Here is a 21,589-nt window from a genome sequence, read left to right as displayed (position 1 = left end):
CTGCCCAGCTCTCGTCCCGATCGGTCGGCCACTCCATTCCCTCGCCCCAGGCACCCCCACAGGCAAAGCGACGCCCCGTACGCCAGGCACCGTAGCCAGTGCCACCGACAACCGCTGCCCGTCGCGTCACGCCGCATGCCACAAAAGACCCGCGTCAGCACGGCCATGCTGCCGGCTTTCGCGGCGATGGTGGGATTCGCGGTGGTACTGGCCCGGCTCACGCTGGAACCGTCGGCTGCATCCGTGCCGTTGACGCACCTCGTCACGGATCGAGGCGGCCTCTGTGTCGGTCTTGGGCAGAGGCCGCGAGACCGGACGGCGTCCCAGGTGACGCCGCGCGAGGTCGAGTTCGATGTTTCGGCGCTTCAGAAGGTCGGGGCCGCGTCGACGACCCGCAAGTGAAGGCCGCGGGCAACGAGGGCTATCGCGAGTTCGAGCGCGGTCGTGGTCTTCCCCGCGCCACCCTTTTGGTTGCAGATGGCGATGACGCGTGGCAGTGCTCCCAGCAGGAAGGTCGGCGCCACCACGATGCCGGCACTCCACTCGTGGAATGCCGAGTCGACGTCCTACTCGGGGACAACGTCGAGGAATGCCAGGTCGTCGCTCCCTAAGAGGTCCTGACAAAGGCGTTGGACGTGGCGGTGGGTGATCAGGCAGACGGCGAGGCCGAGGGATGCCTCGTGAATGTCATCGCGTCGTTCCCAGCGGATGCGCAGGCGGTGGAAGCCGTGCAGCCAGGCGATCGTCCGCTCGACTACCCAACGGAAGACGCCCAGGCACGAGTGGGGCGGGCGGCCACCCGGACAGCTGGCCGCCCGCGCACTGTCACAAACTGAGGTAGAAGCGCACGGTCGTGCCGTCGTCGCCGGTGTGCACGCGCACCAGGTCGGCAACGTAGTGGACCAGCATCAGGCCCCGGCCGCCCAACTGGTCGCGCGCCGGCGGGCGGCGGCCGGCCAGCGGATCGGCCAGTCGGCCCGCATCGCGGACCTCACACACCAGCTGCCCCTGCTCGGCCCAGATGGCGAGTGTCCCGCGGCCTCCGCCATGGACCACGCTGTTGGTCGTCAGCTCCGCGACCGCCAGCTCCACATCCATCAGCCGCTCCCCGGCCATACCCAGCCGCATCGCCTGAGCGAGCGCGAACCGGCGGACCGCCGGAAGGTCCTCACCACCGTAGGAGAAGGCCGCGGCGTCCGGTGCAGGCGCAAGCACCTGGTTGTACCGGTCGACGACCGCCTGCCAGTCGTAGGCGTCGCTGACCGACTCACGTCCGTCCCCGCTGATGAGGGTCGGGTGGGTGACCTTCGCATCGGCGATCACCTGCGGGTCCAGCCGCACCTCGTCGTAGGGGCACAGGATCGTCACCGCCCGGCCCTCGAACGCGGCGTTGATGAGCGCCTCGTGCTGCGCGCACGCCGGGTACTCGATCGCACTGCGTCCGGCCCAGATCGGCTCGCCGATGATCCGCACACGCCCCTTCAGGTGGGCGTCGGCGAATCCGCGCAGCACCTTGGGGATGATCCGCCCCGGGTTGCGGCCGGCCTCGGTCATGTCCAGGAACAGGATGCCCTCGGCGTCCCCGCCCAGGCCTTCCTTGATCAGTTCCAGGTTGGGACCGGGCACCGCCACGGCCATCGGCTCGCCGTTGGTCAGGCCCTCGCGCAGGAAGGCCACCGTCTGCTGCGTGTACTCCTGCTCGGTGCGGTAGAAGAGGGCAGGGTGCACGAACGCCTCGCGGGTGGTCACCGTGCTCATCACAGAGCCACCTCGATCCGGTCCAGGCCCGGCCAGAACATCTCCAGAACCCGCGGCAGCTGCGGCGGGGGATTCTCGACCACAACCCTCCCGTCGGGCAGGCTCATGGCGGCGACCGCCAGCGCGGTCACCCCGGCCACGTCGACGAACCCCACATCCGACAGCTCCACGTACGACACGCCCGCGTGCCGCCGGGCCAGCTCGGACAGGGCCTGCTCCCACGACGGACGCGTGAAGGCACTGATCTCACCACGGGCCCGTATCCCAGAACGACCGCCGGGCAAGGGGCTCACCTCCAACGCCGCCCTTCCGGGCTCCGCCGGGGCGGGCCCGCCCACCGCAGGTGGGGCATCCACACTCGGACTCCTTCACATCAGGCCGTCTGCCGGCCGTCCCGGCACGGGCAGAGGAAAAGAGCCCCTCCCGACGGGGCAGTGTATCCAGGCGGCAGACACGCCTGGTTCTGTAGATGCCGGGGCAGGGGCGCCTCTCCCCCAAGACTCGCAACAGTCAGGCGCAACTTGGCGCGGTTCGGGCTCGAGGGCTGGAAGGCCGCGCGGCAGCACGGTCATCGATGCCGCGGTCACTCACCCCAGCGCCGCTGCCGCATGTGCCCGCGTAGAGGTGATCACGCGCTCCCAAGGCTCAGCGTCTGCGCGGGAGTGCCCTGCAAGCAGGTGGTGACTCGCCCCCGGTGGGGTTGGGAAGCAAGCCCTGCGCAGGTGTCCTCCGGAAAGCTACTGCCGGGGGACTCGCGCGTAGTGACGCGCTGGAATCGGATGGATGCTGACAGGAAACCGGGGCAGGCGTGTGAGAGTGCCCTGCCCGCTGTCTTTCTCGGTGATTGCCTTGGCCTCATCCGTCCCTCCCCGTCCTCAGTCCACGTCGGCGTCGGCCGATGAGCTGGTGAAAGAGCTGGAACGGTTGCGGGCGGAGCACCGGCAGCTACAGCAGGCCCTCGCCTCGCACGCCGTCGTCGACCAGGCCATCGGCGTCCTGACCGTCCTGGGACAGATACCCCCGTGCGACGGCTTCACGGTGCTGCGAGAGGTCTCCCAGCACACCGACATCAAGCTGACCCAGGTCGCTGAACAGGTCGTCAAACACGGTCAGGGCGCGGCGCTGCCCGATGGCCTTCTCGGAGAACTGCACGCAGCGCCGGCCCGCCACGCCGCCTCACGCCCTGTCTGACTCGGGGCAGCCTGTGTCGTCTACAGGGGCCGACGTCCGGCGATGGCGCCGCCGGGGTCGTCCAGGAGGGCGATGCGGGCGGTGATGCGCTTGCCGACCGGCTCCCGCTGCGCTTCGAAGCTCTGGGCGACGGCCATGACGATCTCCAGACCGTGCTGACCCACCCGTCCCGCGTCGGCGGCCCTCGCCACCGGCAGCACCGGATCGCAGTCCCACACCACCACCTCGACCGCGTCGCCGACGATGCGCAGGTCCATCAGCACCGGGCCCGGCGCGTACTTGCGGGCGTTGGTGACCAGTTCGCTGACCACCAGCTGAGTGAGGTCCATGGCACGCTGCGAGACCGGCAGGCCGTACTCGGCCTGCACACGGGTGAGGAAGCCGGCGGCGACGTGGCGGGCGCGGGCGATGCACGTGCCGTCGCCTTCCAGGGCCACCGTGGTCTGTATGGCTTGCTCATCCGGTACCGCGCTGTCCTCACCCACCGGGGCCGATTCCATCGCGGCTCGCCTCTCCTACCCCGTTCACACCCCTGCGCGTACCCGCGCATGCGTGGTACACGCTTTACGCCCTCGATAGGAAGGCATTACCCGGGCTGTGCAGGGCAGCACTGCCTGGTGAAGGTCCAGCTGTGCCAGTATCACCGACATGGTTGAGGGAGAGATGGCGGACACCGGACAAGCTGAGCAGCCGGGTCAGCTGTCGGTCGTCTCCACCGCCACCGACGGCATCCGCGTGCTGACCCTGGCGGGGGAGATCGACCATGACACCGGCCAGGCGCTCCGCCAGGCCCTGGACACCTCCGGCATCCTCCGCCCCCGCATCGTGGTCGATCTGAGCCGGGTCACCTTCATGGACTCCACCGGCATCAACATCTTCGTCGCCGCCCACCGCACCCTCACCGAGGCCGACGGCTGGATACGTCTGGCCGCACCCGGCGAAGCCGTGATGCGCACCCTGCAGATCGTCGGCGTCGACGCAGTGATCGACTGCCGTGAAACCCTCCGCCAAGCACTCAGCGACTGACCGATCCCCCGCACCGGCCATGCGCTGCCCGACCGGCTCAGTGCTGATGGTGCTGATGGTGCTGAGGGAGACCTACTCGGTGATGACGTTGAAGGCCGGATAGATCTTCGGCCGGCTGTCGGGCATGCTCGCTTCCTTGAGGGCGGGCAGGAGGTGTTCGGTGAACCGTTGGAGGGCTTCTTCCGATTCCCAGACGTCGACAACGACCCATCCATCGGGGGTAGGGCCGGCGGCATGCGAAAGCAGGCCCGCTACTGGATAGTCGGCCCGCGAGCTGAGGCCACCCTTGCCGCCGCTCAGCTGGTCGGTGACCTGCTCGTACTGGGCCTGGGTCACGCCCGGCATCTCCTGCACCATGATGATCGACATCGCGTATGCACCTCCTCGTGCGTCCTTCCAGTTGACTCCCTCCACCAACGGACCGCCAGCCGGTACCCCCTGCGTAATGGCATCCAGTGATGGAGCCACCGCTGCGGGTCTAGTGCCGCTTCGGGCAGGTTCGTGGAGGGCACTGTCCCGTTGGGTGACCGGTGGGATGATCTTCTGGCTGGTCAGGCTGAGAGGGGTCGACCGTGGTGGATCATTTGCGGGACGTCACCCCACTGGCCTGGAGTGATGAGGAACGCGAGCGGAAGCCGTCCCCTCTCACAGACCAGATGGATTTTGCAGTTCAGCCCGCCCCGAGAGTGGCCAAGCGCCTCATCCGAACGCGGCCAGCTTCCGCAAGGTGGCGTCGCCGTTCTCGAACACGACGACCAGGCGCAGCAGTCCGACATCGTCTCCGCTCCGGTCCGCGACGTCGATACGGCGCCGGAGTTCGTCGGCGAGGCCGACCAGGGCGTCGTGGATGCCGACGACGTCGGCGCGGTACGTCACCGTCGGCAGCTCGCGCGCCCACGGCTGGGAGATGCGCTTGTAGTCGAGGACCAGGGCGTGGCGCCGTGGTGCAGGATCTGGGCGGTGAGGGTGCGCAGGATCGTTGAGCTACCACCACTGCCGCAGGTGGAGACCAGGACGTACGGGGCGCCGTCCAGGTCGACGGTGACCGGCCGCCCGTCGGTGCCGACGCCGATCACCGCCATCGGGTACCCGATGGCGGCACGCCCCACGGGTTTGTCAAGCGTCGGCGAGGAGGGGGTCATACGGGGTGTTCGCGCGCCGGCCTGACATGAAGGAAAGGAAGTCGCCCACGAAGGCGCTGCGGCCGTAGGTGCCGTCGGCGGTGGTGGTGAGGTCACGTTGGAAGGCGGTGCGGAAGAGCGTCCTGTGCTCGTCCGCGTCGATGGTCCCGCTGCCGTCCTTGTCGGTGGCGTCGAAGAGCACCTCGGCTACGCGGATGAGCGCGGGACCGGCAAGGGAGGGGACGGCGGCAGCGTACTCGTCTGCACTGACGCGGCCGTCGCCGTCGGTGTCGAGAGTGGCCTGGAGTTCGCGCCACCAGGCGGCGAAGGCGTCGTAGAGGCGGGTCTCCTCGGGTTCGTCCAGGTCGAGGCGGGTGGCCAGTTCGCGTGCCATGGCGGCGAGGTCAGGCCAGTCGAGGTGACCGTCGCCGGTCTGGTCCAACACCTGACGGAAGAACTCCTCCGCCGAGCGCCGGCCCTCCCCCGTAGCCCGCGAGGCGGCCGGGACCGGGTCGGGACCGGTTTCATCGCTCAGTGGTGTGAGGAGGCGGAGCAGGGCGGAAGCCCGCTTCATGCGAGCGCGCAGCGCGGCCACGGTCCGGGCGCGGGGGTCGTCGCTGTCGGGTGAGAGGGACAGGGCCTCGATGATGGTTTCCGCGTTGATCCAGCCCTCGGGCAGGAATCGGGTGAGCCCGGCGGCCAGGTAGGCGCCCTGCATGAGGGTCGGGGCGCCGGGCATCTCGGGCAGGCCGGCCCTGCGCCGGTACGGCTCGGGGAGCGATGCGACGGTGATCGCGCCGAGAAGCGGACCGACGACGGCCCGGCCGGCGGCCCACAGTGTCGGTGCGCCGGCGAGCAGCGCGGGGGCGGGCAGGTGGTCGAAGAGCCGGTAGAGGATGACGCGGGCTGCCTCGGTGTTCTCCAGCTCGTCCTCGACGACCCTGTCGAAGTACCGCCAGAAGTCGCTGAGGTCTTCGGGGAGTTCTCCGGCGTCGCCGTCGAGCGCGGCGAGGAACACTCGGTACTCGGCGTACATGCGCTCCATGGTGTCCTGGTCGAGCGGCTGGCCGCTCAGTCGGCACATGCTGACGGCGCTTTCGAAGAGGGTGGCGACCACCCAGGCGCGGGTCGCGCGGTCCATGGCGTCGTAGGCGCGGCCGCGGGAGTCCGAGCCGCTCATGCGGGCGTGCAGCCTGTTGAGCCGGGCGGCCTCCCGTTCGCGTACCGCCGGATCGGCGTCGAACATGCGCCGCATGCTGAGGAAGGTGTTGCGCAGCCGGCGCCAGGGGTGGGCGACGAAGGTGGAGTTGTCGACGAGTGCGGCACCGATCTGCGGGTGGGCGGCCTCCAACACGGTGGCGCGGATCATGGCCAGCGCCCAGCGCGGGTCGTCGAAGAAGGCGCTGAACTGCGACTCCGGCCCGAGCAGGGGTGTTTCGTCGGCCGTTGTGGTGGTTCCAGTCGTCATGACGGGTCTCCGTTCGTCTGGGACGGTACGCCGCCGAAGCGGCGGTCACGGCTCCGGTAGGTGTGCAGACAGGCGAGGAAGTCCGGGGCCCGGAAGTCCGGCCAGAGCGCCTCGGGGAAGACCCACTCGGCATAGGCGACCTGCCAGAGCATGAAATTCGAGATGCGCTGCTCGCCGGAGGTGCGGATGACGAGGTCCACGTCGGGAGTGTCGGGGAACGGCAGGTGGTCCGCGAAGAGCCGCTCGGTCACCTCCTCGGCGGGCGTCCCGCTTCGGATCAGTGACCTGGCGGCCTCCACAATGTCCCGGCGTCCTCCGTGGTCGAAGGCGACGGTCAGCGTCATCCCCCGGCTGTCGGCGGTCAGCGTCGCCAGATCCGCGAAATCCTGCGCCAGCTCACGTGGGATGCGCGGGTCCGCAGACCCGAGGAAGCGGCAGCGGATGCCGCGGGCGAGCAGCAGCGGCGCGTGCTTGCGCACCACCCGGCGGACCAGGCGCATCAGGTAGTCGACCTCGGGACCAGGACGGCTCCAGTTCTCGGTGGAGAAGGCGTACAGACTGAGCCACTCGACGCCGGCCGCCCGGGCGGCCTCGATGACGTCGATGACGGTGGTCTCCGCAGCCCGATGGCCCGCCGTCCGGGGGAGCGAGCGCCGCTGAGCCCAACGGCCGTTGCCGTCCATCACGCAGGCCACGTGCCGCGGCACCGCACGCACCGGCCCGTCGACTCGCCACTGCTCGTCGCTGTCCTGTCGCCCACCCGGCCGGTCCCCCCTCGCCGCGCGTGCGCGTTGGACGCCCTGGTCCTTCACACCCAGCCCCGTCTCACTCGCAGCGGCACGCTCGGCTTTACCGCGCTCGGTCACGCCCACCCCATGTCGCCCCATACGCGCGCCCCACCGGAGCGTCTCTCTCCAGGAGTCTGGCCGAACGGGCAGGCCCTGACCGGCCAAACGGGGGCCCGTCACCCTCTGCTCATCTGCACGATTCCCTTCACCATCGGCAGCCTTCTCCCCCAGCGACCTGAAAGCGATGGCCGCCCAGCACCCCCTCTCAGCAGCCCTCGCCCGCCAAGTCCCCCTCGGCGCCGCCATCCTCGAAGACCTCGAACAACACGGACCCACCCAACCCGTTTGGACCCCACTCGCCGACGGCACACCCCGCTCCTGGACCAACCTCTGACGACTCCCCCAACCAGGCTCACCCCAAGGTCACCAGCAAGACCCGGTCTCAGGGGCCGTAGCGCTCGGGCACCGAGGACGTAGCCGGTGCCGCGTTCCTCCAGCGCGGTGCGCAGCCTCGGGTTGCCGCCGTAGACCTCGTCTCCCGCGACCCAGGCGGCCCGATGGCCGGCGTCGAGGAATCGGGTGACCATGCGAGCGGCCAGCTCCGGCTTGGTCGCGAACTCCGTATTGTCACCGAGGCCGGCGGCCCGGCAGCGGTCGGGATCGGAGGTCCAGGAACGCGGAACATAGAGTTCCCGGTCCACTGCGGCGTGCCCGCGGCGGCCGGCGTAGACCAGGTAGACGGCGACCTGGGCGTTCTCGATCCTGCCCGCGGTGCCGGGGTACTGCCGCTGGACTCCAACGGTGTCGGTGCCTTTCTTCACGTCGCCGGTCTCGTCGACCACCAGCACCGCCTCGTCGTCGTGCAGATGCTCCACCACGTGGTCACCCACCTCGTCGCGGACCTGGTCGGCATCCCACTTCGCCCTCCCGAGCAGGTGCTGCATGCCGTCCGGGGTCCTGTCCCCGGCCCACTCCGCGATGGTCCAGCAGTTCTTGCGCGGCAGGTCCGGCAACAGGCCGAGTACCAACTCCGGGCCCGGCGCCGGGATTCGACCCGTGTGAAGCGTCCCGTTATCCGACTCATCAGTTCCTCGAACGCCTCCTGCCAGCAGGCAGGGTCTACGCTTGACCTGCGGCCACCGCACGATCGTTTGTCTTCACACACCGATGATCAACGGTGGCCGCACCCGTCTCCACACCGCGTCAGGTCGCGCAGCGTCTGCCTGCCGTCCTGTGTATCGGAGGGCTTGTGCAACGTGGCGAAGTCTGGTGGGTCCAGTTCGACGAGCGGAGGTTGGTCGTACTGCTGTCAGGAGACGACGCGTCCGGGTTCCAGGTGATGCAGGTCGTCGCTCCGGCGGGCCTCGACATCAGCGGTCTGGGCATCGAAGTGACGGTCGGCGCCGGTGAAGGGCTGCCGCTCGAAGGCGTGCTGCGGCTCGCGTTCCCGCGTCCAGGCTTCACCCCGTGCACGTGGCTGACCACCGTGTCCCGGGACGACCTGATAGAGCGGGCGGCCGTCCTGTCCTCCAGGAAGCTCAGCGAGATCGACGATGCCCTCCGACTCGCTGAACAACCACAGGAGCGGACCCCGGCAACGACCGCGAAGCTCAGCGAGATAAGGGACGCCCTCCGTCGCGGTGAACTCGGGTAGACGGAGAAGGAACCGACGCCCGCGACGGCATGGGCGATCTCGGGCGAGATGATCCACGCTGGACACCTGCCGCCAACTTGACCAGCGTCCGGGCGACCCGGTGCGGCAGCGTGTCGCCGGGCGTCCCCAGTTCCGCCTGCCTCTACCTGTCCTCACCGCGGGTGTGCCGCGCGGCGTGTGCGGCCATCCGCTTCGACACGTGCTCCAGCATCACCGGCCACACCGGCTGCCGCCGCGGGGGACTCGTGGGTGCTTCTGCTGCCGCCAGTACAGCGCCCCGCCACCGCCCCGGCTACCACCGCCGCGGCCGCCAGATGCTTCGGACTGCTCTGCCGGATCACCCCTTTTACCAGGCGCTCCGTGATGTTGAGGAAGACGCTGGTCTGCCGTTCCAGGTCGATCAGTTCGGTGAGGACGACGAGATGCCCAGGAACCGCGGAGTGGCCGTGGATCTCACGGGTGGAGAAGACGGCGGCGCGCAGGTCGGGGCGACCATCGTGGTGGCGGGGGGCGCGGGTCATGACCCGCGAGCGCAGCAGGCGCCAGGCGTAGCGGTGGATGTTGTCACTGGCGGTGGCGCCGTCCCAGCAGACCCAGAGGATGTCGAAGGCCTCGGAGACGACCCAGCGGGCTCGCTGGTCGGTGAGGAGGAAGGCTCGGGCGTAGTCGGTGTAGATGCCCTCCACGTCGTCGGTGAAGGCCTGGTAGGGCAGCGGCGCCTCCTCGCCATCGTGGGCGACCTGCCGTATGCCGTGTCGGATCCCGTCGTCGCCCTTGCCGGCTTCCCGGGCGGCCGCGGCCCACAGGCGGCGCAGTGGCCGGGTGGGCAGGCCCAGGGCGCGGGTGACGCTGAAAGTGATCTCCCAGGCAGGGTGGTAGCCGTTGCCGCGCAGGAGTTCGCTGATGCGGGTCTTGGAGTAGCCGGAACGTTCCACGAGGTCGTCCAGGGTGAGGCCGCTGGCGAACAGAGCGCTGCGAACGGGCTCGAGCCAGCCGCGGTGTGAGGGGCCCGCGTCCGGGGAGATCGGTGCCGGCGGCCGGCCACGCTTGACGGTGGTGTGCAGAGGCCGGGGCTGCTGGGGGCAGGGCCCGAGTAGGGCATCATCGCGTCCCCTCCTGGCCGTCCGTGCCGCCGGGACCGCCCGAGTCGGCTGCCCGGGAGGGGCCATCGGGTGATGTGAGGGCCTGGACAGTCTGCTGGACGAGCAGGCCCAGGGAGGGCAGCAGGATCGCGGCGGCGGTCGCGCGCCCCAGCACGATCATGATCGTGCTCCACGTGCGGACCGCCGCCAGCACAACAGCGGTCACCACCTTCTTACTCGACACTGCACTCAATTTCTGTGGGCGAAATCCACAACGGGACTTCCTGGCAGCAGTGCTGAAGCGCTGTCAGGAAGGACCGCCAGCATGACCCCGCCCCTGCCCGCCACGCCACGTGATCACAGAGTTACGGAACAATGGGCGGGCTACGCCAAACCGCGCTACCTCCCGCCACCCCGTCCCGGGAGCAGAACACCCGAGGGTTCAGCACTCTGGGGCGGATACGTCACTTCCGCCCACCCGCAGTGAGCAGTCCGTCATCATGGAACCCAGAGGCGCCACTCGACGCCGCACTCAATGCGGCCCCCTGTGCTGAAGAACCACCCAAGAGAGGGCCGCGCAACCATCCCCCCACTCCCGCCAAGCCCCAGGGCGAAGGCACCCAGGAGCAGCCCACGCAGCCCACACCCTCCGGACAATCCTGCACATCGGGCGGCTGGCTGTTCACAAAGGGGTTCCGTGAAGGCGGGGCCACCACCGCCAACAGGTCATGTCCTTGGCCTCCAGTGACGCCCGAGAGACATGTGCCGCACCGGCCGCCCGTTGACCCACATCCACAGCGGGTAAGCGAGTCGGCATGACTGAAGTGGTGGAAGCTGGACTGTGGGGGTTGGTGGCGGGCTCGGCGCTGCTGCTCGGTGCTGCGCTGGGGTTCGGGCTACGGGTGCCGCAGAAGGTGATCGCGACCGTGATGGCCTTCGGGGCCGGAGTGCTGATCTCCGCGGTCTCCTTCGAACTGGTCGGGGAAGCCTACGAAGAGGCGGGACTTGCTCCCGCGGCCGTCGGCACCCTCATCGGCGCCGTCGCCTACACCGGGGGCAACGTGTGGCTGGCCCGCCGGGGGGCCCGCCACCGCAAGCGCTCCGGTCACGCGCACGCCCAGGCGCAGCCCTCGGAGGCCGAGCAGGGCGGCTCCGGGGCGGCGCTCGCGCTCGGGGCACTGCTCGATGGGGTGCCGGAGTCCGCGGTGATCGGCGTCAGCCTGCTCGACGGCGGCGCGGTCAGTCTGGTGACGGTGGCAGCGGTGTTCATCAGCAACGTGCCCGAAGGGCTGTCCAGTTCGGCGGGCATGAAGAAGGCCGGCCGCACCAAGCGGTACGTCTTCGGCGTCTGGGCCGCGATCGCAGCAGCCAGCACGGTGTCGGCCGTCTTCGGCTACACAGTGGTCGGTTCCTTCTCCCCAGCCGTGATCGCCGCGGTGACCGCGGTGGCGGCCGGGGCGATCCTCGCCATGGTCGCCGACACGATGATCCCCGAAGCGTTCGACGACGCCCACCTGGCCATCGGACTGATCACCGTCAGCGGCTTCCTCGTCTCCTTCGCCCTCTCTCACACCTGACCACTACGACGGGAAACAGTAACCATGCTGCCGGCGGGCGCGCCGACGGAGCAGTTCCCCGACCGCTTCAGCCTTGGCGAAGTGGTCGGCGGCGCCGCCACGCCACTCGCCAGGAGGCGGGTGGCGTCATCGCTGGTACGGCCGCCTCGCTCGCGCTTCAAGGTGTGGGAGAGCCACATGGCTCCCGAGCCGCATCCCCTCCCCTCCGCGTGCCCGTGCGACGGCGTTGGCGCAGCGGATGAGCCGTTCCTCACCGAAGAATTCCCCTTCGGCATCGCGCTCCTCGATCACGCCGTCGGTGTGGCACAGCACCCGGTCACGGGCTGGAGCTGCAAGCTCGGTGGTGACCGTGGGGTGCTCGCCGCCCAGGCCATGCGGGCTCGCCGCGGGCGTTGACCACAATGTTGTCCACAGAGCCCCGGACCAACTGGTGGTCCGGGGCTCTGCACGGTGCTCGGGAGGCTCCTACGCCTCAACGATGGTGATCTGCCGAAGGGCCGTGACGTAGTTTGCTAAGTTACCCAAACGCAATCGACGCGCCGGACGAGCGAGCGCCGCGCTTGGCGGAATGCGCGTCGACCGGCAGTCAGCGTGGTCGTCACAAGAGCCGTGGTCGGGCCTGACCTGCACAATCACGGCGTCGTGCAACAGTCTTCAGCGGGCCGGGCGCGGCGGTGATCAACGCCAGTCGTCGATCACATACGCGCCGGGGTGGCTGTAGCCGGGTTCGTTGGGCCTGTGCATGGTCACGCCCTGCAACCAGGTCCGGAAACCTCGGTCGATCATGCGCCGGTAGGCATCCGGGCGGCCCAGGTTCATGCCAGCGTCCAGTTGTCCCAGCCCGCGCTCGACGGCCAGCCCCTCGCATGCGTCGAGCAGTCGCTCGAACCGGTCAGCGGCCTCCGGACCAGGACGTACGGCGCCGAACTTGACGAAGCACACGTCCGCGCCGGCCTCCGACCCGGCTCCGCAGTGGCAGACGGCCAGGCCGTCGAGTTCGGAGCCGGCGCCATGGAGCAGGATGGTGTCACCGAGTCCCTGCGCGTGCGTGGCCACGATCTCGCGTTCCAGGCTCAGTCCCTCGTACACGGCTCCGGTCAGTGCGCGGCACAGGCTCAGTGCGTCAGGCCGCTCGGCGTCGGGCAGCTCGCCGTAGAGCATTCGGCCGGGGACTGCGGCACCGTCTGTGACCTGCTTCTTCATGATGGCTGTGAGGAATCGAGGCCAGAAACCGTACCGGCGGTAGAGCTCAAGATGCTTGGGACTGTGCGCGAAGGTGAACAGGCCGAGGTGGCGGTTCCCCCAGGCATCGAAGCACTCTGTGACGGGTTCCATCAGACGCCTGCCGATGCCCTGGTCCCACAGATCCGGACGTACGGTCAGCGGTCCGAAAAACCCGACGGTGCCCCAGTTGGTGGCGAAGTTCGATCCCACTACTTCGCCCTCGACCGTCGCCGCGAATGCCGCCTGTGGGTCGGCCGCCCATCGGGTGCGGACGTAGTCGACGGTCCCGAAAGGATCAGGGGCCCCCAGGAAGGTCCCGAAGGCGAGCCTGCAGATCTCATCGGCCCGATCCAGGTCCGCCTCATCCAGCGGACGGACTGATACCGGGGCCGCGCCACTCTTGCGCTCCGCTGCTGGTGGAATCATCACTCTCTACCTCCGTCGCCCCTTTCCATCGCACCACGGAGGTGCGCCGCAGGCGAGGTGAACGGTCCGGCGGCACCCCCGAGGATCGAGGACCAAGCCGGTCTACCTTGCCTTTCCGCAGGAACCGCAGCAGGTGGCCGGCGCACAGAGACCACCATGGCCGCCTGGATCGTCCTCTCCGACTCCACACGATGTAGTGATCACACACGTGATGGCCTATAAGCGATCCGGGTCGGCTACCACGGGCGCCGAGGCTCAGGAAAGCCACCCTGAACGGGATGGGGAGTCAGCCGAGGCTGCTGTCCGTTCTCGTGAACGTCGATGTGCGGTGCACCGCCGCGGGTGCCCGTGTCCGGGGTGCGAGGCGCGGTCGGCCCAGGTTAACGCGCTCTTACCTGCGAGTGCGGGGCGATGCGTCGTTCTCCGGCTTCGGGTTCGCCGGTTCTCCTGCCGGAACGCTGAGTGCGGACGCCGCACGTTCGTCGAACAGATACGTGGCCTGATTCGAAGGCGCGGCCAGCGGACCGAGCGGCTGCGCTCGACGCTGCCCGTGATCGGTCCTGCCCTCGTCGGCCGGGCCGGCGCCCGCCTGGCCGACATCGTGGGTGCACCGGTCATTCGCAGCACGGTCCTGCGGCTGGTCGACGCGCCCCGCGCCGGAGGTGCCCGCTCCACGGGTGTTGGCGTTGACGAGTACGCCACCCGCGAGGGCCGCCGCTACGGCACCGTCCTCGTCGGCGTCGAAACCGGCCGCCCCATCGACCTGCTGCCTGACCGGGAGTCGTCTGGCCTGGCCGCGTGGCTGGCTCAGCGGCCCGGGATGGAGGTCGTGTGCCGCGACCGCGCCCCGTTCTTCGCCGAGGGTGCCAGCGTCGGCGCCCCGCAGGCTGTGCAGGTCGCGGACGGTGGCATCTCTGGCACAACCTCAGCGAGGCCGCCGAGCGGAGCATCGCCCAGCACCGTCGATGCCTGCGAGTCCTGGTACCCGAGACGTCTGAAACGCCGGAGCCGGAGGCCACCATGGCGCATGTTGAGGAGGTGACATCGCCGTCGGCTCCGGGCGGCGGCGTCATGCCAGGTGGATGAGGCGGCTTTCGTAAGCGAAGATCACGGCCTGTACCCGGTCGCGGAGTTCGAGCTTATGCAGGATCCGCCCCAGATGGGACTTCACGGTCGCCTCCGCGAGCTACAGGGCGGCCGCGATCTCGGTGTTGGACAGGCCGCGGCCCACCTGGACGAGCACCTCGCGCTCGCGGGCGCTGAGCCGTCGCAGCCGCTCGTCGTGGTCGGAGCTGCTGCCGTCGGGGATGTGCGGGCAGAGCTTCTCCAGCAGGCGGCGGGTGATCCGCGGGGAGACCACCGCGTCACCCGCGGCCACGCTGCGTATGGCGGTGAGCAGTTCCTCGGGCCTGGTGTTCTTCAGCAGGAAGCCCGAGGCTCCGGCCTTGAGTCCGGCGAAGGCGTATTCGTCGAGGTCGAAGGTGGTGAGGATCAGCACTCTGGTGTGCGGGGAGATCCGGATGACCTGTCGGGTCGCCTCGATTCCGTCGGTCCCGGGCATCCGGACGTCCATGAGGACGACATCGGGGCGTAGTTCCCGGGCGAGGCGTACGGCCTCCATGCCGTCCGCGGCCTCGCCGACCGGTGACATGTCGGGCTGGGCCTCCAGGACCGTGTTGAAGGCCATGCGGAGCAGCGCTTCGTCGTCGGCGATCACCAAGCGGATCGTCATGCGGATACCTCTCCGCTGCTGCCGAAGTCGAGACGGGTATGGACTCTCCAGCCGCCGCCCGGGAGCGGTCCAGCCTGCAACTTTCCCCCGTAGGCGGCCGCGCGCTCGCGCATGCTGGGGATGCCGTGGCCGGACGGCGTGGCGCCGGGGAGGGCCGGACAGGGGCCGCTGTCGGTGACGTCCACTGTCGCGGTCTCGGCTGAGCACCGCACCCGGACCTCCGCGTGTGTGCCGGGGGGTGTGTGCTTGAGGGTGTTGGTCAAGGCTTCCTGCACCAGGCGGTAGACGGTCAGTTGTGCGGTGGCGGGAATGTGGGTGTGCCCGCCACGGACCTCGAGTCGGGTCGGCAGCCCGGCGACGCACATCTGGTCGGCGAGGGCATGCAGTTGTGCGATGCCGGGCAGCGGGTGGCGCTCCGCGTCCGGTTCGTCGGTCCGTAGGACGCCCAGGGAGCGCCGCATGTCGGTCAGAGCCTGCCGGCCTGTCTCGGAGATCTGGAGCATCACGGTGGTTGCCTTCTCGGGCGACCGGTGCTGCGCGTAGACGGCGGCGTCGTTGAGCGCGACCATGACGGACAGGTTGTGGGTGACGATGTCGTGCATCTCCCGGGTGATACGTGTCCTTTCCTCGGCGACAGCCAGCCGCGCCTGCTGTTCCTGTTCATGCTCCAGACGTGCGGCCCGTTCCTCCAGGGCCGCCAGGTAGACGCCCTTGGTCCGCACGTTCACACCCAAGACGGCGGCGGCGACGACCATCGCGGTCGCCGCGACGAAGGTGGTCGGAAATGCTCCTTCCGCCGCCCAGCGCACACAAGCCAGCAAGACCCCTGTCTCGACGATGGCACCGGCGACAAGTGTGCCGCGCCGGCCAGAGTTCGCGGCCACCGTGTAGAGAGCCACCAGCAAGGCGATGTCCGCCAGCAGTTGGACGTCCATCAGCCACTGGACGCATGCCGCGGCTGCAACCGCGCCGAACACCATCCGCGGGACCCGGTGGCGCCACACCAGGGGCAGCGCGAGCGCGGCGGTGAGGGCCACGGCCGCCGGCAGTTCGTGAGGCAGGCGCGTGGTCATGATGTTGACGAGGAGCAGCGTCGGCAACAGTGAGTCCCACACCATGGGCGGCAGCCGGGAGGCCCAGTGCCGGGCGTCACTCACCAGGCGCGCCGCACGTGCGGAGGCAAGGGCGGCGTACCTCGTCAGCCGCACCCGGCCCTGGTAACGCACCGGGTGGGCATTGCCGGACTCTGCGGCTGCCTCGGTCATCGCGCTTTCCTGTCGATTCAGCATCATGGTGGCCCCAGCCACCACCACCTCGTACAGCCGGAGCCGGGTCGGGTACGGGGAGCGAAGCCCCGGGCTGCCCCGGCGTGTACTGCGGCCCCGTCACGGTAGGCCGCAGCCCCGCGGAACACATGAGTCCACGGTCTGATGGCACCGTGCCGAGGTACGACCGCAGGAGGAGTCCCGCTACCTCCCGCGGTCGCAAAGCGGTCGCTGACCTGGCGTGCTCCATTGCGACTCCGGTTGCACGCGATGACGACCCGGGATCGATGCGGCGGCGCGTACCCCGCGCCGAGGATGGCCGGGTGAACGAGATCATCACGGGACTGCACATGTCCCCCCTGGAAATCCTTGCCTTGCTGGGTGCCGTCGCGCTGGTGGTGGCGCGCTGGCTTCCCCCCGCCGCCCGCCCACGCGTCACGATCGCGGCGGGAGCGGTGTTCGTGCTGTCCGCGATCGTGCTGAGCGTGGCGGGGATCCGCTGGCAGATGCTGCCGGTACTGGCAGGCGCTGCCTTCGCGTTGCCGTTCGCCGTCGCTCCTCTGCTGCGACGACGTACCGGTCGGCCGACTCGGCGGGCCCGATGGTGGCTGGCGTTTCCGGGATCGGTGGCCTGTGTCGGCCTGATCGCCGCGGGCCCGGCGGCCGCCTGGGCCTTTCCCGTACCCGTGTTCCCCGAGCCGTCAGGCCACTTCGCGGTCGGCACCCGCGTGATGCAGTGGACCGACCCGCACCGCCCCGAGACCGCCACTCCCGCCCCCGGCGACCGGCGCACGGTCGCGGTCCAGCTCTGGTACCCCGCGCGGAAGAGTCCCGCAGGCGCGCAGCGGGCCCGGTACCTCGGACGCACGGAGCACGAGGCACGCACCGTCTCCGACGCCCTCGCGCGCTATTCCGGCCTGCCCGGCTTCCTGCTCGACGGTGTCCCGCACGCCCACACCCATTCGGTGTTCAACGCCCCGGTGGCCGACAGGGGCGGACGATTCCCGGTCGTACTGTTCTCCCCGGGACTGGGGGGAGTGCGCACCCAGAACACCGCCTGGGCGGAGGAACTGGCCAGCCACGGCTATGTGGTCGCCGCCCTCGACCACCCGTACGACTCCGCCGCCGTCGTCCTCGCCGACGGCCGAACGATCAACACCAAGATCGCCCCCACCGGCGACGACGACGAGGACAACGAACGGGCCGTCGAAACAACGGGGGTTCGGGCCGCCGACCTCAGCTTCGTCCTCGATCAGCTGGGCCGTCTGGACGGAGGTGAGATCGCGGGCACGCTGACCGGACGCCTGGACACCGGCCGAGTCGCGGTGACCGGCCATTCCCTGGGTGGCGGTGCCGCCCTGCAGGCAGCCCGCCAGGACCCCCGGTTCGACGCCGTCATCAATCTGGACGGCTATCCCCGCGACCCCAACCTGAGCTCCTACCACCAGCCCACGCTCGCGCTCACCCAAGCGATCAGCCCGGAAACCGACCCGCGGTACATACCTCGCCTCACCAAGGTCCTCGAGCTCAGCACCGCGACGAGCTACCGGCTCACCATCCCCGGCGCCGCACACCTCACCTTCATGGACGCTCCCCTGTACCTGCCGCCGGTGCCCTCGATAGTCGGGGCTCTCGGCCGCACCGAGAGCGTGCACGTCGTCGCCGCGACCACTCTCGCCTTCCTGGACGCCACCCTGCGGCACGGACCCGGTAACCTGGCCGGCGTTCTGTCGGCCTACGGCGACCTCAGCGTCCACCGCCCGGACAACAGCCGCTGATCAGCTGCGCCGCGGCAGCCGACGGCACGGCCGTTCCCCTCCCCTGCCAGAGTGCCGTCCGCGGTGTGGCCCCGCCGCGGACGGCACTCACAGTGGGCTTGTACAGAAAGAAACGATCCTTCCAAGTCCGCTTTCACTCAGATTCGATCCTGAAGCTGGCCATGATCGGCGATTTACCGCCACTCGACACGCTCCGACAGACAGCGAACTCATCGGGGTTCCACCGTGGCGGGGCCGGCGAGGAGTGCCGACCAGCAGGCGAGCAGAGAGTCCACCGTGCCGGGTGCGTACAGCGCCTCGTCGAAGGCGACGTCCATGCCGGCATGGCCGAGTGGACTCGTCCACGGTGTGATCGCGAGGGGAAACTGGAGCGCGTTCGGGTGGACGTGGCGCAGAACGCAGCGGACGCCACCGAGGTCGACCTCCCGGATCTCCCTGTCGTCGAACCCGAACGTGACCGCGAGCCGGGCTCGTTCGGGGAGAGCGTCGGTCACCTCGCCCACGGATATCTGCCGGTGGGCGAGGGCGGTCGCCAGCGCCTCCCGCGTGCCGGCCACGGTGTCCGACACCGTGGCGCCGGGCTTCAACAGCAGCGGCAGCAGCCCCAGGTGGCAGCCGACGAGGGGAGAGACGCCCGGCGTGCGGCGGGTCGTCACGACACCGACGACGAACGCGTCGGGCGCCCCGGCCATCTGCGCGGCGTGCGCGAAGGAACCCAGCATCCTGGCGAAGGACGTCCCTTCGGGCGTGTTGTGCCGCGCGTCCAGCAGCGCGGGCGGGACCTCGAGCCGACGCCGTACGACCTGCCCGGACGGGCTCCCGTCCTCGCGCTGGAGCCAGGTGAGATGGCCCGGGGCGACGCCGGAGAGCGTTCTCCTCCAATGGTCGAGCGTGACGGCCTCGGCCGGGCGCAGCCGGGCGTCGGGCGTGATCGTTTCCTCGGGTGCCTCGGCGCCGGGGTCGCCGTACCAGCGTGCCAGGTCGTCGACAGCCGTCTGCATTCCGGGCGCGTCCACGGCGTGCTGGTGGAACACGAGGACCAGCCGGTCGCGCTCCTCCTGCCGCAGCAGGGCCGCCCGGACCGGCAGGTCCGCCCCGAGGTCGAACGGGCGGTCCACGAAAGCCCGTTCCGTGGCGGCGGCCCCCTGCGGTCCGACGCGGTGGATCTCCAGCGGGGCCTGGCGGTCGTCCAGGGTGTGGACGAGGATACGGTCGCGGCGGCGGCGCAGGACTGAGCGCAGGGCGGGATGCCGGGCGACGGTCCGCTCCAAGGCGTGTCGCACCCGGCCCGGGTCGAGAACACCCTCCGCGTCGAGGACGACGGCCACGTTGTAGGCGGCGGGTTCGCCCAGCCAGTAGTCGGCCAGCCAGATCTCTTGCTGGACGGGAGAGGCCGGGATCTCCTCGGCGGCGTCCGGCACGCGGGGTGGGTGCGGCACCTCGGGCGCGGCGTCGGCGACCCAGCCGCCGGCCCGCAGGTCCGCGGCCAGCTGCTCCACGGTCGCCCCGGCGAGCACGCGGTCGATGCCGGGTGTGGCGCCGAACTCCGCCGCCAGTTCGGTCATCAGACTCATCGCCTGCAGCGATCCGCCGCCGAGCGTGAGGAGGGAGTCGGTGGCGTCCGCGCCGGCCACGCCCAGCACGCGCGCCAGGCGGGCCGCGATCCGCGCCTCGTCACCCGTGAGGGACGGAAGCGGCCGTCCGTGCCCCGGGCCGGAGGCGGCATCGAGCGCCAGCCGCCGGCGGTCGACCTTCCCGGTGCTCGTGCGTGGGAGCCGGCCGGTCAGCACGACCCGGCTCGGCACAACGGCGGCGGGCAGCCGTTCGGCGAGGCGGGCACGGAGCGCGACCGGGTCCACGGCGGCACCCGGCGCCGGTGCCGCGAACAGGACCATGGTGCGGGGCGCGCCGGGGGTGTCGACCGCGACGGCGGCCACCTCGGCGAGCTCCGCGGCCTGTCCGGCCAGGACCTCGATCTCGCCGGGTTCCACCCGGTGCCCGCTGATCTTCACCTGGTCGTCCCCGCGCCCGCGCAGGACCAGCCGGCCGTCCTCGATCACGCCGAGGTCCCCGGTGCGGTAGCCCCAGGGCTCGTCCAACGCCTCGATCGGGCCGAAACCAGTACGCGGTGCGGTCCCGCTCGGCCGGAGATAACCGAGGCCGACCGGCACGCCGGCCACGCACACCTCCCCCTCCTCGCCGAGGGGGACGATCCCGGCGTCGGCGCCGAGCAGGGCGACGACGCAGTTGTCGATGGCGGGGCCGGCCGACGGGATCCGCGGCCACCGGGCCGGGTCGCCGAAGAACTCGGACTCCGTCACCACATGGGTCTCCGTGGGACCGTACTGGTTCGCCAGCCGCAGCGTCGGGGAGGCGCCGCGGACGAGCCGCTCCAGCGCTTCGGTGACGTGCGGCTGCTCACCCGCGGTGTTGATCTCGGTCAGGGCCGGCAGCCGCACCCCTTTGTGCTGCGCCCACTCGGCGAAGGGCCGCAGCGCGGCGAACGGCAGGAACAGACGCTCGATGCGCTGTTCGCCGCAGAAGCGGACCAGGTACTCGACGTCGGCCCTGCGCCGTTCCTCGACCACCACCAGCTCGCCGCCGGTGCAGAGCGTCCCCAGGACCTCCGTGAACCAGACGTCGAAGCTGACCCGGGAGAACTGGGTGCTGCGGCTCCCGACGGTGACGTTCGACGTCCGGCACAGCCAGGAGACGAAGTTGGAGAGCGTGCGGTACGGGATCCTCGCGCCCTTGGGCTCGCCCGTCGAGCCCGAGGTGAACAGGACGTACGAGGGGTCCTCGGGGCCGGGCGCCGGTCTGTCCTCCGGCAGCGGTCCGGCCGCCTCGACCCGGCCGATGTCGACCGCCTCGGCCCCGGCGAAGGGGGCGTCCCCGTCGGCCACGAGTAAGCCGGCCCCGCTGGCGGCCAGTGCCGCCGCGGAGCGCTCGGGCGGATGGTGCACGTCGAGCGGTACGTACGAGGCTCCCAGCCGCAGCACCGCGAGAAGGGCGGCCACGGCGTCGCTCCCGCGCTCCAGATGCACGGCGACCGCCGTTCCGGGGCGGACTCCCCTCCGGTGCAGGCGGCCCGCCAGCTCCTCGGACCGATCCCGCAGCGCACGGTAGGTGGTCACCTCGCCGCCCTCGCGGACGGCCGGCCGGTCCGGGTGCCGTTCCGCGGTGCGGCCGAAGACGCCGTACAGATCGTCGGGGTAGGGACGAACTTCCCCGGTTAATACGGACAGTTCCTCACCCAGCGCCATTGCGCCGCCTCCCCCATTGATGCGGTCAGATGGTGCCACAGCCCCGAGGGGGAAGGCAACGATCAGAATCGGTCTTCCGGCGAGTGTTCGCGGCTGCGTGAGCCGTCGAAGAATGGACAGCAACGGCCCGTGGATTCAGTGGTGTTGAGGATACGGACGCAGTGCCGGCCGGATCGTCGGCCGGTGTGGTGGCGCCCCGGCCCGCTGGTCGAACGCGACCGGAGGTGTACCGCGCG

The 21,589-nt window shown here is 70.2% G+C and carries 22 protein-coding genes and 4 pseudogenes; 7 read left to right on the top strand and 19 right to left on the bottom strand.

Going from position 1 to position 21,589, the window contains the following annotated elements; all coding sequences use genetic code 11:
- Positions 1-135: 135 nt before the first annotated feature.
- Positions 136-402 (top strand): hypothetical protein, encoded by a 267-nt coding sequence (locus tag ACFWJX_RS31040; protein ID WP_383249644.1) that lies wholly within the window; start codon positions 136-138, stop codon positions 400-402.
- Here ACFWJX_RS31040 and ACFWJX_RS31035 read toward each other — a convergent pair.
- The 4 genes and pseudogenes from ACFWJX_RS31035 to ACFWJX_RS31020 form a co-directional block, all read right to left on the bottom strand.
- On the bottom strand, positions 366-524 hold the full coding sequence (locus ACFWJX_RS31035) for a ParA family protein (RefSeq protein WP_383249643.1): 159 nt from the start codon (positions 522-524) through the stop codon (positions 366-368). The genes ACFWJX_RS31040 and ACFWJX_RS31035 overlap by 37 nt on opposite strands.
- A gap of 42 nt (positions 525-566) precedes the next feature.
- A pseudogene (locus ACFWJX_RS31030) lies at positions 567-782 on the bottom strand (transposase); the annotation flags it as partial.
- Between the two features lie 43 nt (positions 783-825).
- Positions 826-1,758, bottom strand: coding sequence for an anti-sigma factor RsbA family regulatory protein (locus ACFWJX_RS31025; RefSeq protein WP_383249628.1), 933 nt, complete (start codon positions 1,756-1,758; stop codon positions 826-828).
- Complete coding sequence (locus tag ACFWJX_RS31020) at positions 1,758-2,042, bottom strand: STAS domain-containing protein (RefSeq protein ID WP_383249626.1); 285 nt, start codon at positions 2,040-2,042, stop codon at positions 1,758-1,760. The genes ACFWJX_RS31025 and ACFWJX_RS31020 overlap by 1 nt, the downstream gene beginning before the upstream one ends.
- 622 nt (positions 2,043-2,664) lie before the next feature.
- On the opposite strand from ACFWJX_RS31020, the gene ACFWJX_RS31015 reads away from it, so the two are divergent.
- Positions 2,665-2,949 (top strand): ANTAR domain-containing protein, encoded by a 285-nt coding sequence (locus tag ACFWJX_RS31015; RefSeq protein ID WP_383249624.1) that lies wholly within the window; start codon positions 2,665-2,667, stop codon positions 2,947-2,949.
- Positions 2,950-2,969: 20 nt separating this feature from the next.
- Here the strand turns inward: ACFWJX_RS31015 and ACFWJX_RS31010 are convergent, their stop codons facing one another.
- Positions 2,970-3,449 (bottom strand): ATP-binding protein, encoded by a 480-nt coding sequence (locus ACFWJX_RS31010; protein WP_383249622.1) that lies wholly within the window; start codon positions 3,447-3,449, stop codon positions 2,970-2,972.
- Between the two features lie 148 nt (positions 3,450-3,597).
- Between ACFWJX_RS31010 and ACFWJX_RS31005 the strand changes: the two genes are divergently transcribed.
- The gene (locus ACFWJX_RS31005) at positions 3,598-3,975 is read left to right on the top strand and encodes an STAS domain-containing protein (RefSeq protein WP_383249620.1); all 378 of its coding nucleotides are present in this window, start codon (positions 3,598-3,600) and stop codon (positions 3,973-3,975) included.
- 72 nt (positions 3,976-4,047) lie between these two features.
- On the opposite strand, the gene ACFWJX_RS31000 is transcribed toward ACFWJX_RS31005, so the two are convergent.
- The 7 genes and pseudogenes from ACFWJX_RS31000 to ACFWJX_RS30970 form a co-directional block, all read right to left on the bottom strand.
- Positions 4,048-4,344, bottom strand: a complete 297-nt coding sequence (locus ACFWJX_RS31000) for a hypothetical protein (RefSeq protein WP_383249618.1) — start codon at positions 4,342-4,344, stop codon at positions 4,048-4,050.
- Between the two features lie 209 nt (positions 4,345-4,553).
- A pseudogene (locus ACFWJX_RS30995) lies at positions 4,554-4,685 on the bottom strand (IS5/IS1182 family transposase); the annotation flags it as partial.
- Entirely contained in the window at positions 4,675-4,851 is a 177-nt protein-coding gene (locus ACFWJX_RS30990; protein ID WP_383249616.1) for a hypothetical protein, read from the bottom strand. The gene ACFWJX_RS30990 and the pseudogene ACFWJX_RS30995, both read right to left, overlap by 11 nt.
- The gene (locus ACFWJX_RS30985) at positions 4,848-5,084 is read right to left on the bottom strand and encodes a hypothetical protein (RefSeq protein WP_383249614.1); all 237 of its coding nucleotides are present in this window, start codon (positions 5,082-5,084) and stop codon (positions 4,848-4,850) included. The genes ACFWJX_RS30990 and ACFWJX_RS30985 overlap by 4 nt, the downstream gene beginning before the upstream one ends.
- A 7-nt stretch (positions 5,085-5,091) precedes the next feature.
- The gene (locus tag ACFWJX_RS30980) at positions 5,092-6,564 is read right to left on the bottom strand and encodes an oxygenase MpaB family protein (RefSeq protein WP_383249612.1); all 1,473 of its coding nucleotides are present in this window, start codon (positions 6,562-6,564) and stop codon (positions 5,092-5,094) included.
- Positions 6,561-7,280: a polyprenyl diphosphate synthase gene (gene uppS / locus ACFWJX_RS30975; protein ID WP_383249642.1), complete on the bottom strand. Its 720-nt coding sequence runs from the start codon at positions 7,278-7,280 to the stop codon at positions 6,561-6,563. The genes ACFWJX_RS30980 and uppS overlap by 4 nt, the downstream gene beginning before the upstream one ends.
- Positions 7,281-7,786: 506 nt before the next feature.
- Positions 7,787-8,436, bottom strand: a pseudogene (locus ACFWJX_RS30970) (IS701 family transposase); the annotation flags it as partial.
- Between the two features lie 165 nt (positions 8,437-8,601).
- On the opposite strand from ACFWJX_RS30970, the gene ACFWJX_RS30965 reads away from it, so the two are divergent.
- Positions 8,602-9,006 carry a type II toxin-antitoxin system PemK/MazF family toxin gene (locus ACFWJX_RS30965; RefSeq protein WP_383249610.1) on the top strand — a complete coding sequence of 135 codons (405 nt, stop codon included), beginning with the start codon at positions 8,602-8,604 and terminating at the stop codon, positions 9,004-9,006.
- 152 nt (positions 9,007-9,158) lie between these two features.
- On the opposite strand, the gene ACFWJX_RS30960 is transcribed toward ACFWJX_RS30965, so the two are convergent.
- Both ACFWJX_RS30960 and ACFWJX_RS30955 read right to left on the bottom strand, forming a co-directional pair.
- Positions 9,159-9,941, bottom strand: a complete 783-nt coding sequence (locus ACFWJX_RS30960; protein ID WP_383249608.1) for a hypothetical protein — start codon at positions 9,939-9,941, stop codon at positions 9,159-9,161.
- 166 nt (positions 9,942-10,107) lie between these two features.
- Positions 10,108-10,314, bottom strand: a complete 207-nt coding sequence (locus tag ACFWJX_RS30955; RefSeq protein WP_383249606.1) for a hypothetical protein — start codon at positions 10,312-10,314, stop codon at positions 10,108-10,110.
- 589 nt (positions 10,315-10,903) lie between these two features.
- Here ACFWJX_RS30955 and ACFWJX_RS30950 point away from each other — a divergent pair.
- On the top strand, positions 10,904-11,665 hold the full coding sequence (locus ACFWJX_RS30950; RefSeq protein WP_383249604.1) for a ZIP family metal transporter: 762 nt from the start codon (positions 10,904-10,906) through the stop codon (positions 11,663-11,665).
- 126 nt (positions 11,666-11,791) lie between these two features.
- On the opposite strand, the gene ACFWJX_RS30945 is transcribed toward ACFWJX_RS30950, so the two are convergent.
- Positions 11,792-12,067, bottom strand: a complete 276-nt coding sequence (locus ACFWJX_RS30945; RefSeq protein WP_383249602.1) for a SpoIIE family protein phosphatase — start codon at positions 12,065-12,067, stop codon at positions 11,792-11,794.
- A gap of 276 nt (positions 12,068-12,343) precedes the next feature.
- Positions 12,344-13,315, bottom strand: coding sequence for a GNAT family N-acetyltransferase (locus ACFWJX_RS30940; RefSeq protein ID WP_383249641.1), 972 nt, complete (start codon positions 13,313-13,315; stop codon positions 12,344-12,346).
- Between the two features lie 211 nt (positions 13,316-13,526).
- On the opposite strand from ACFWJX_RS30940, the gene ACFWJX_RS30935 reads away from it, so the two are divergent.
- Positions 13,527-14,357 carry a transposase gene (locus ACFWJX_RS30935; RefSeq protein ID WP_383249640.1) on the top strand — a complete coding sequence of 277 codons (831 nt, stop codon included), beginning with the start codon at positions 13,527-13,529 and terminating at the stop codon, positions 14,355-14,357.
- Between the two features lie 27 nt (positions 14,358-14,384).
- On the opposite strand, the pseudogene ACFWJX_RS30930 reads toward ACFWJX_RS30935, so the two are convergent.
- A pseudogene (locus ACFWJX_RS30930) lies at positions 14,385-15,047 on the bottom strand (response regulator).
- Positions 15,044-16,312: a sensor histidine kinase gene (locus ACFWJX_RS30925; RefSeq protein ID WP_383249600.1), complete on the bottom strand. Its 1,269-nt coding sequence runs from the start codon at positions 16,310-16,312 to the stop codon at positions 15,044-15,046. The pseudogene ACFWJX_RS30930 and the gene ACFWJX_RS30925 overlap by 4 nt, the downstream one beginning before the upstream one ends.
- A 287-nt stretch (positions 16,313-16,599) precedes the next feature.
- Between ACFWJX_RS30925 and ACFWJX_RS30920 the strand changes: the two genes are divergently transcribed.
- Complete coding sequence (locus ACFWJX_RS30920) at positions 16,600-18,090, top strand: alpha/beta hydrolase family protein (RefSeq protein ID WP_383249598.1); 1,491 nt, start codon at positions 16,600-16,602, stop codon at positions 18,088-18,090.
- Positions 18,091-18,299: 209 nt separating this feature from the next.
- Here ACFWJX_RS30920 and ACFWJX_RS30915 read toward each other — a convergent pair whose 3' ends face one another.
- Positions 18,300-21,353 carry an AMP-binding protein gene (locus ACFWJX_RS30915; RefSeq protein WP_383249597.1) on the bottom strand — a complete coding sequence of 1,018 codons (3,054 nt, stop codon included), beginning with the start codon at positions 21,351-21,353 and terminating at the stop codon, positions 18,300-18,302.
- Positions 21,354-21,589 lie beyond the last annotated feature (236 nt).

The sequence above is a fragment of the Streptomyces sp. NPDC058335 genome, assembly GCF_042723915.1.
Classification (GTDB): Bacteria; Actinomycetota; Actinomycetes; order Streptomycetales; family Streptomycetaceae; genus Streptomyces.
The sequence above is the reverse complement of the archived record's forward strand: the minus strand, read 5'-3'. Positions and strand labels throughout refer to the sequence as shown.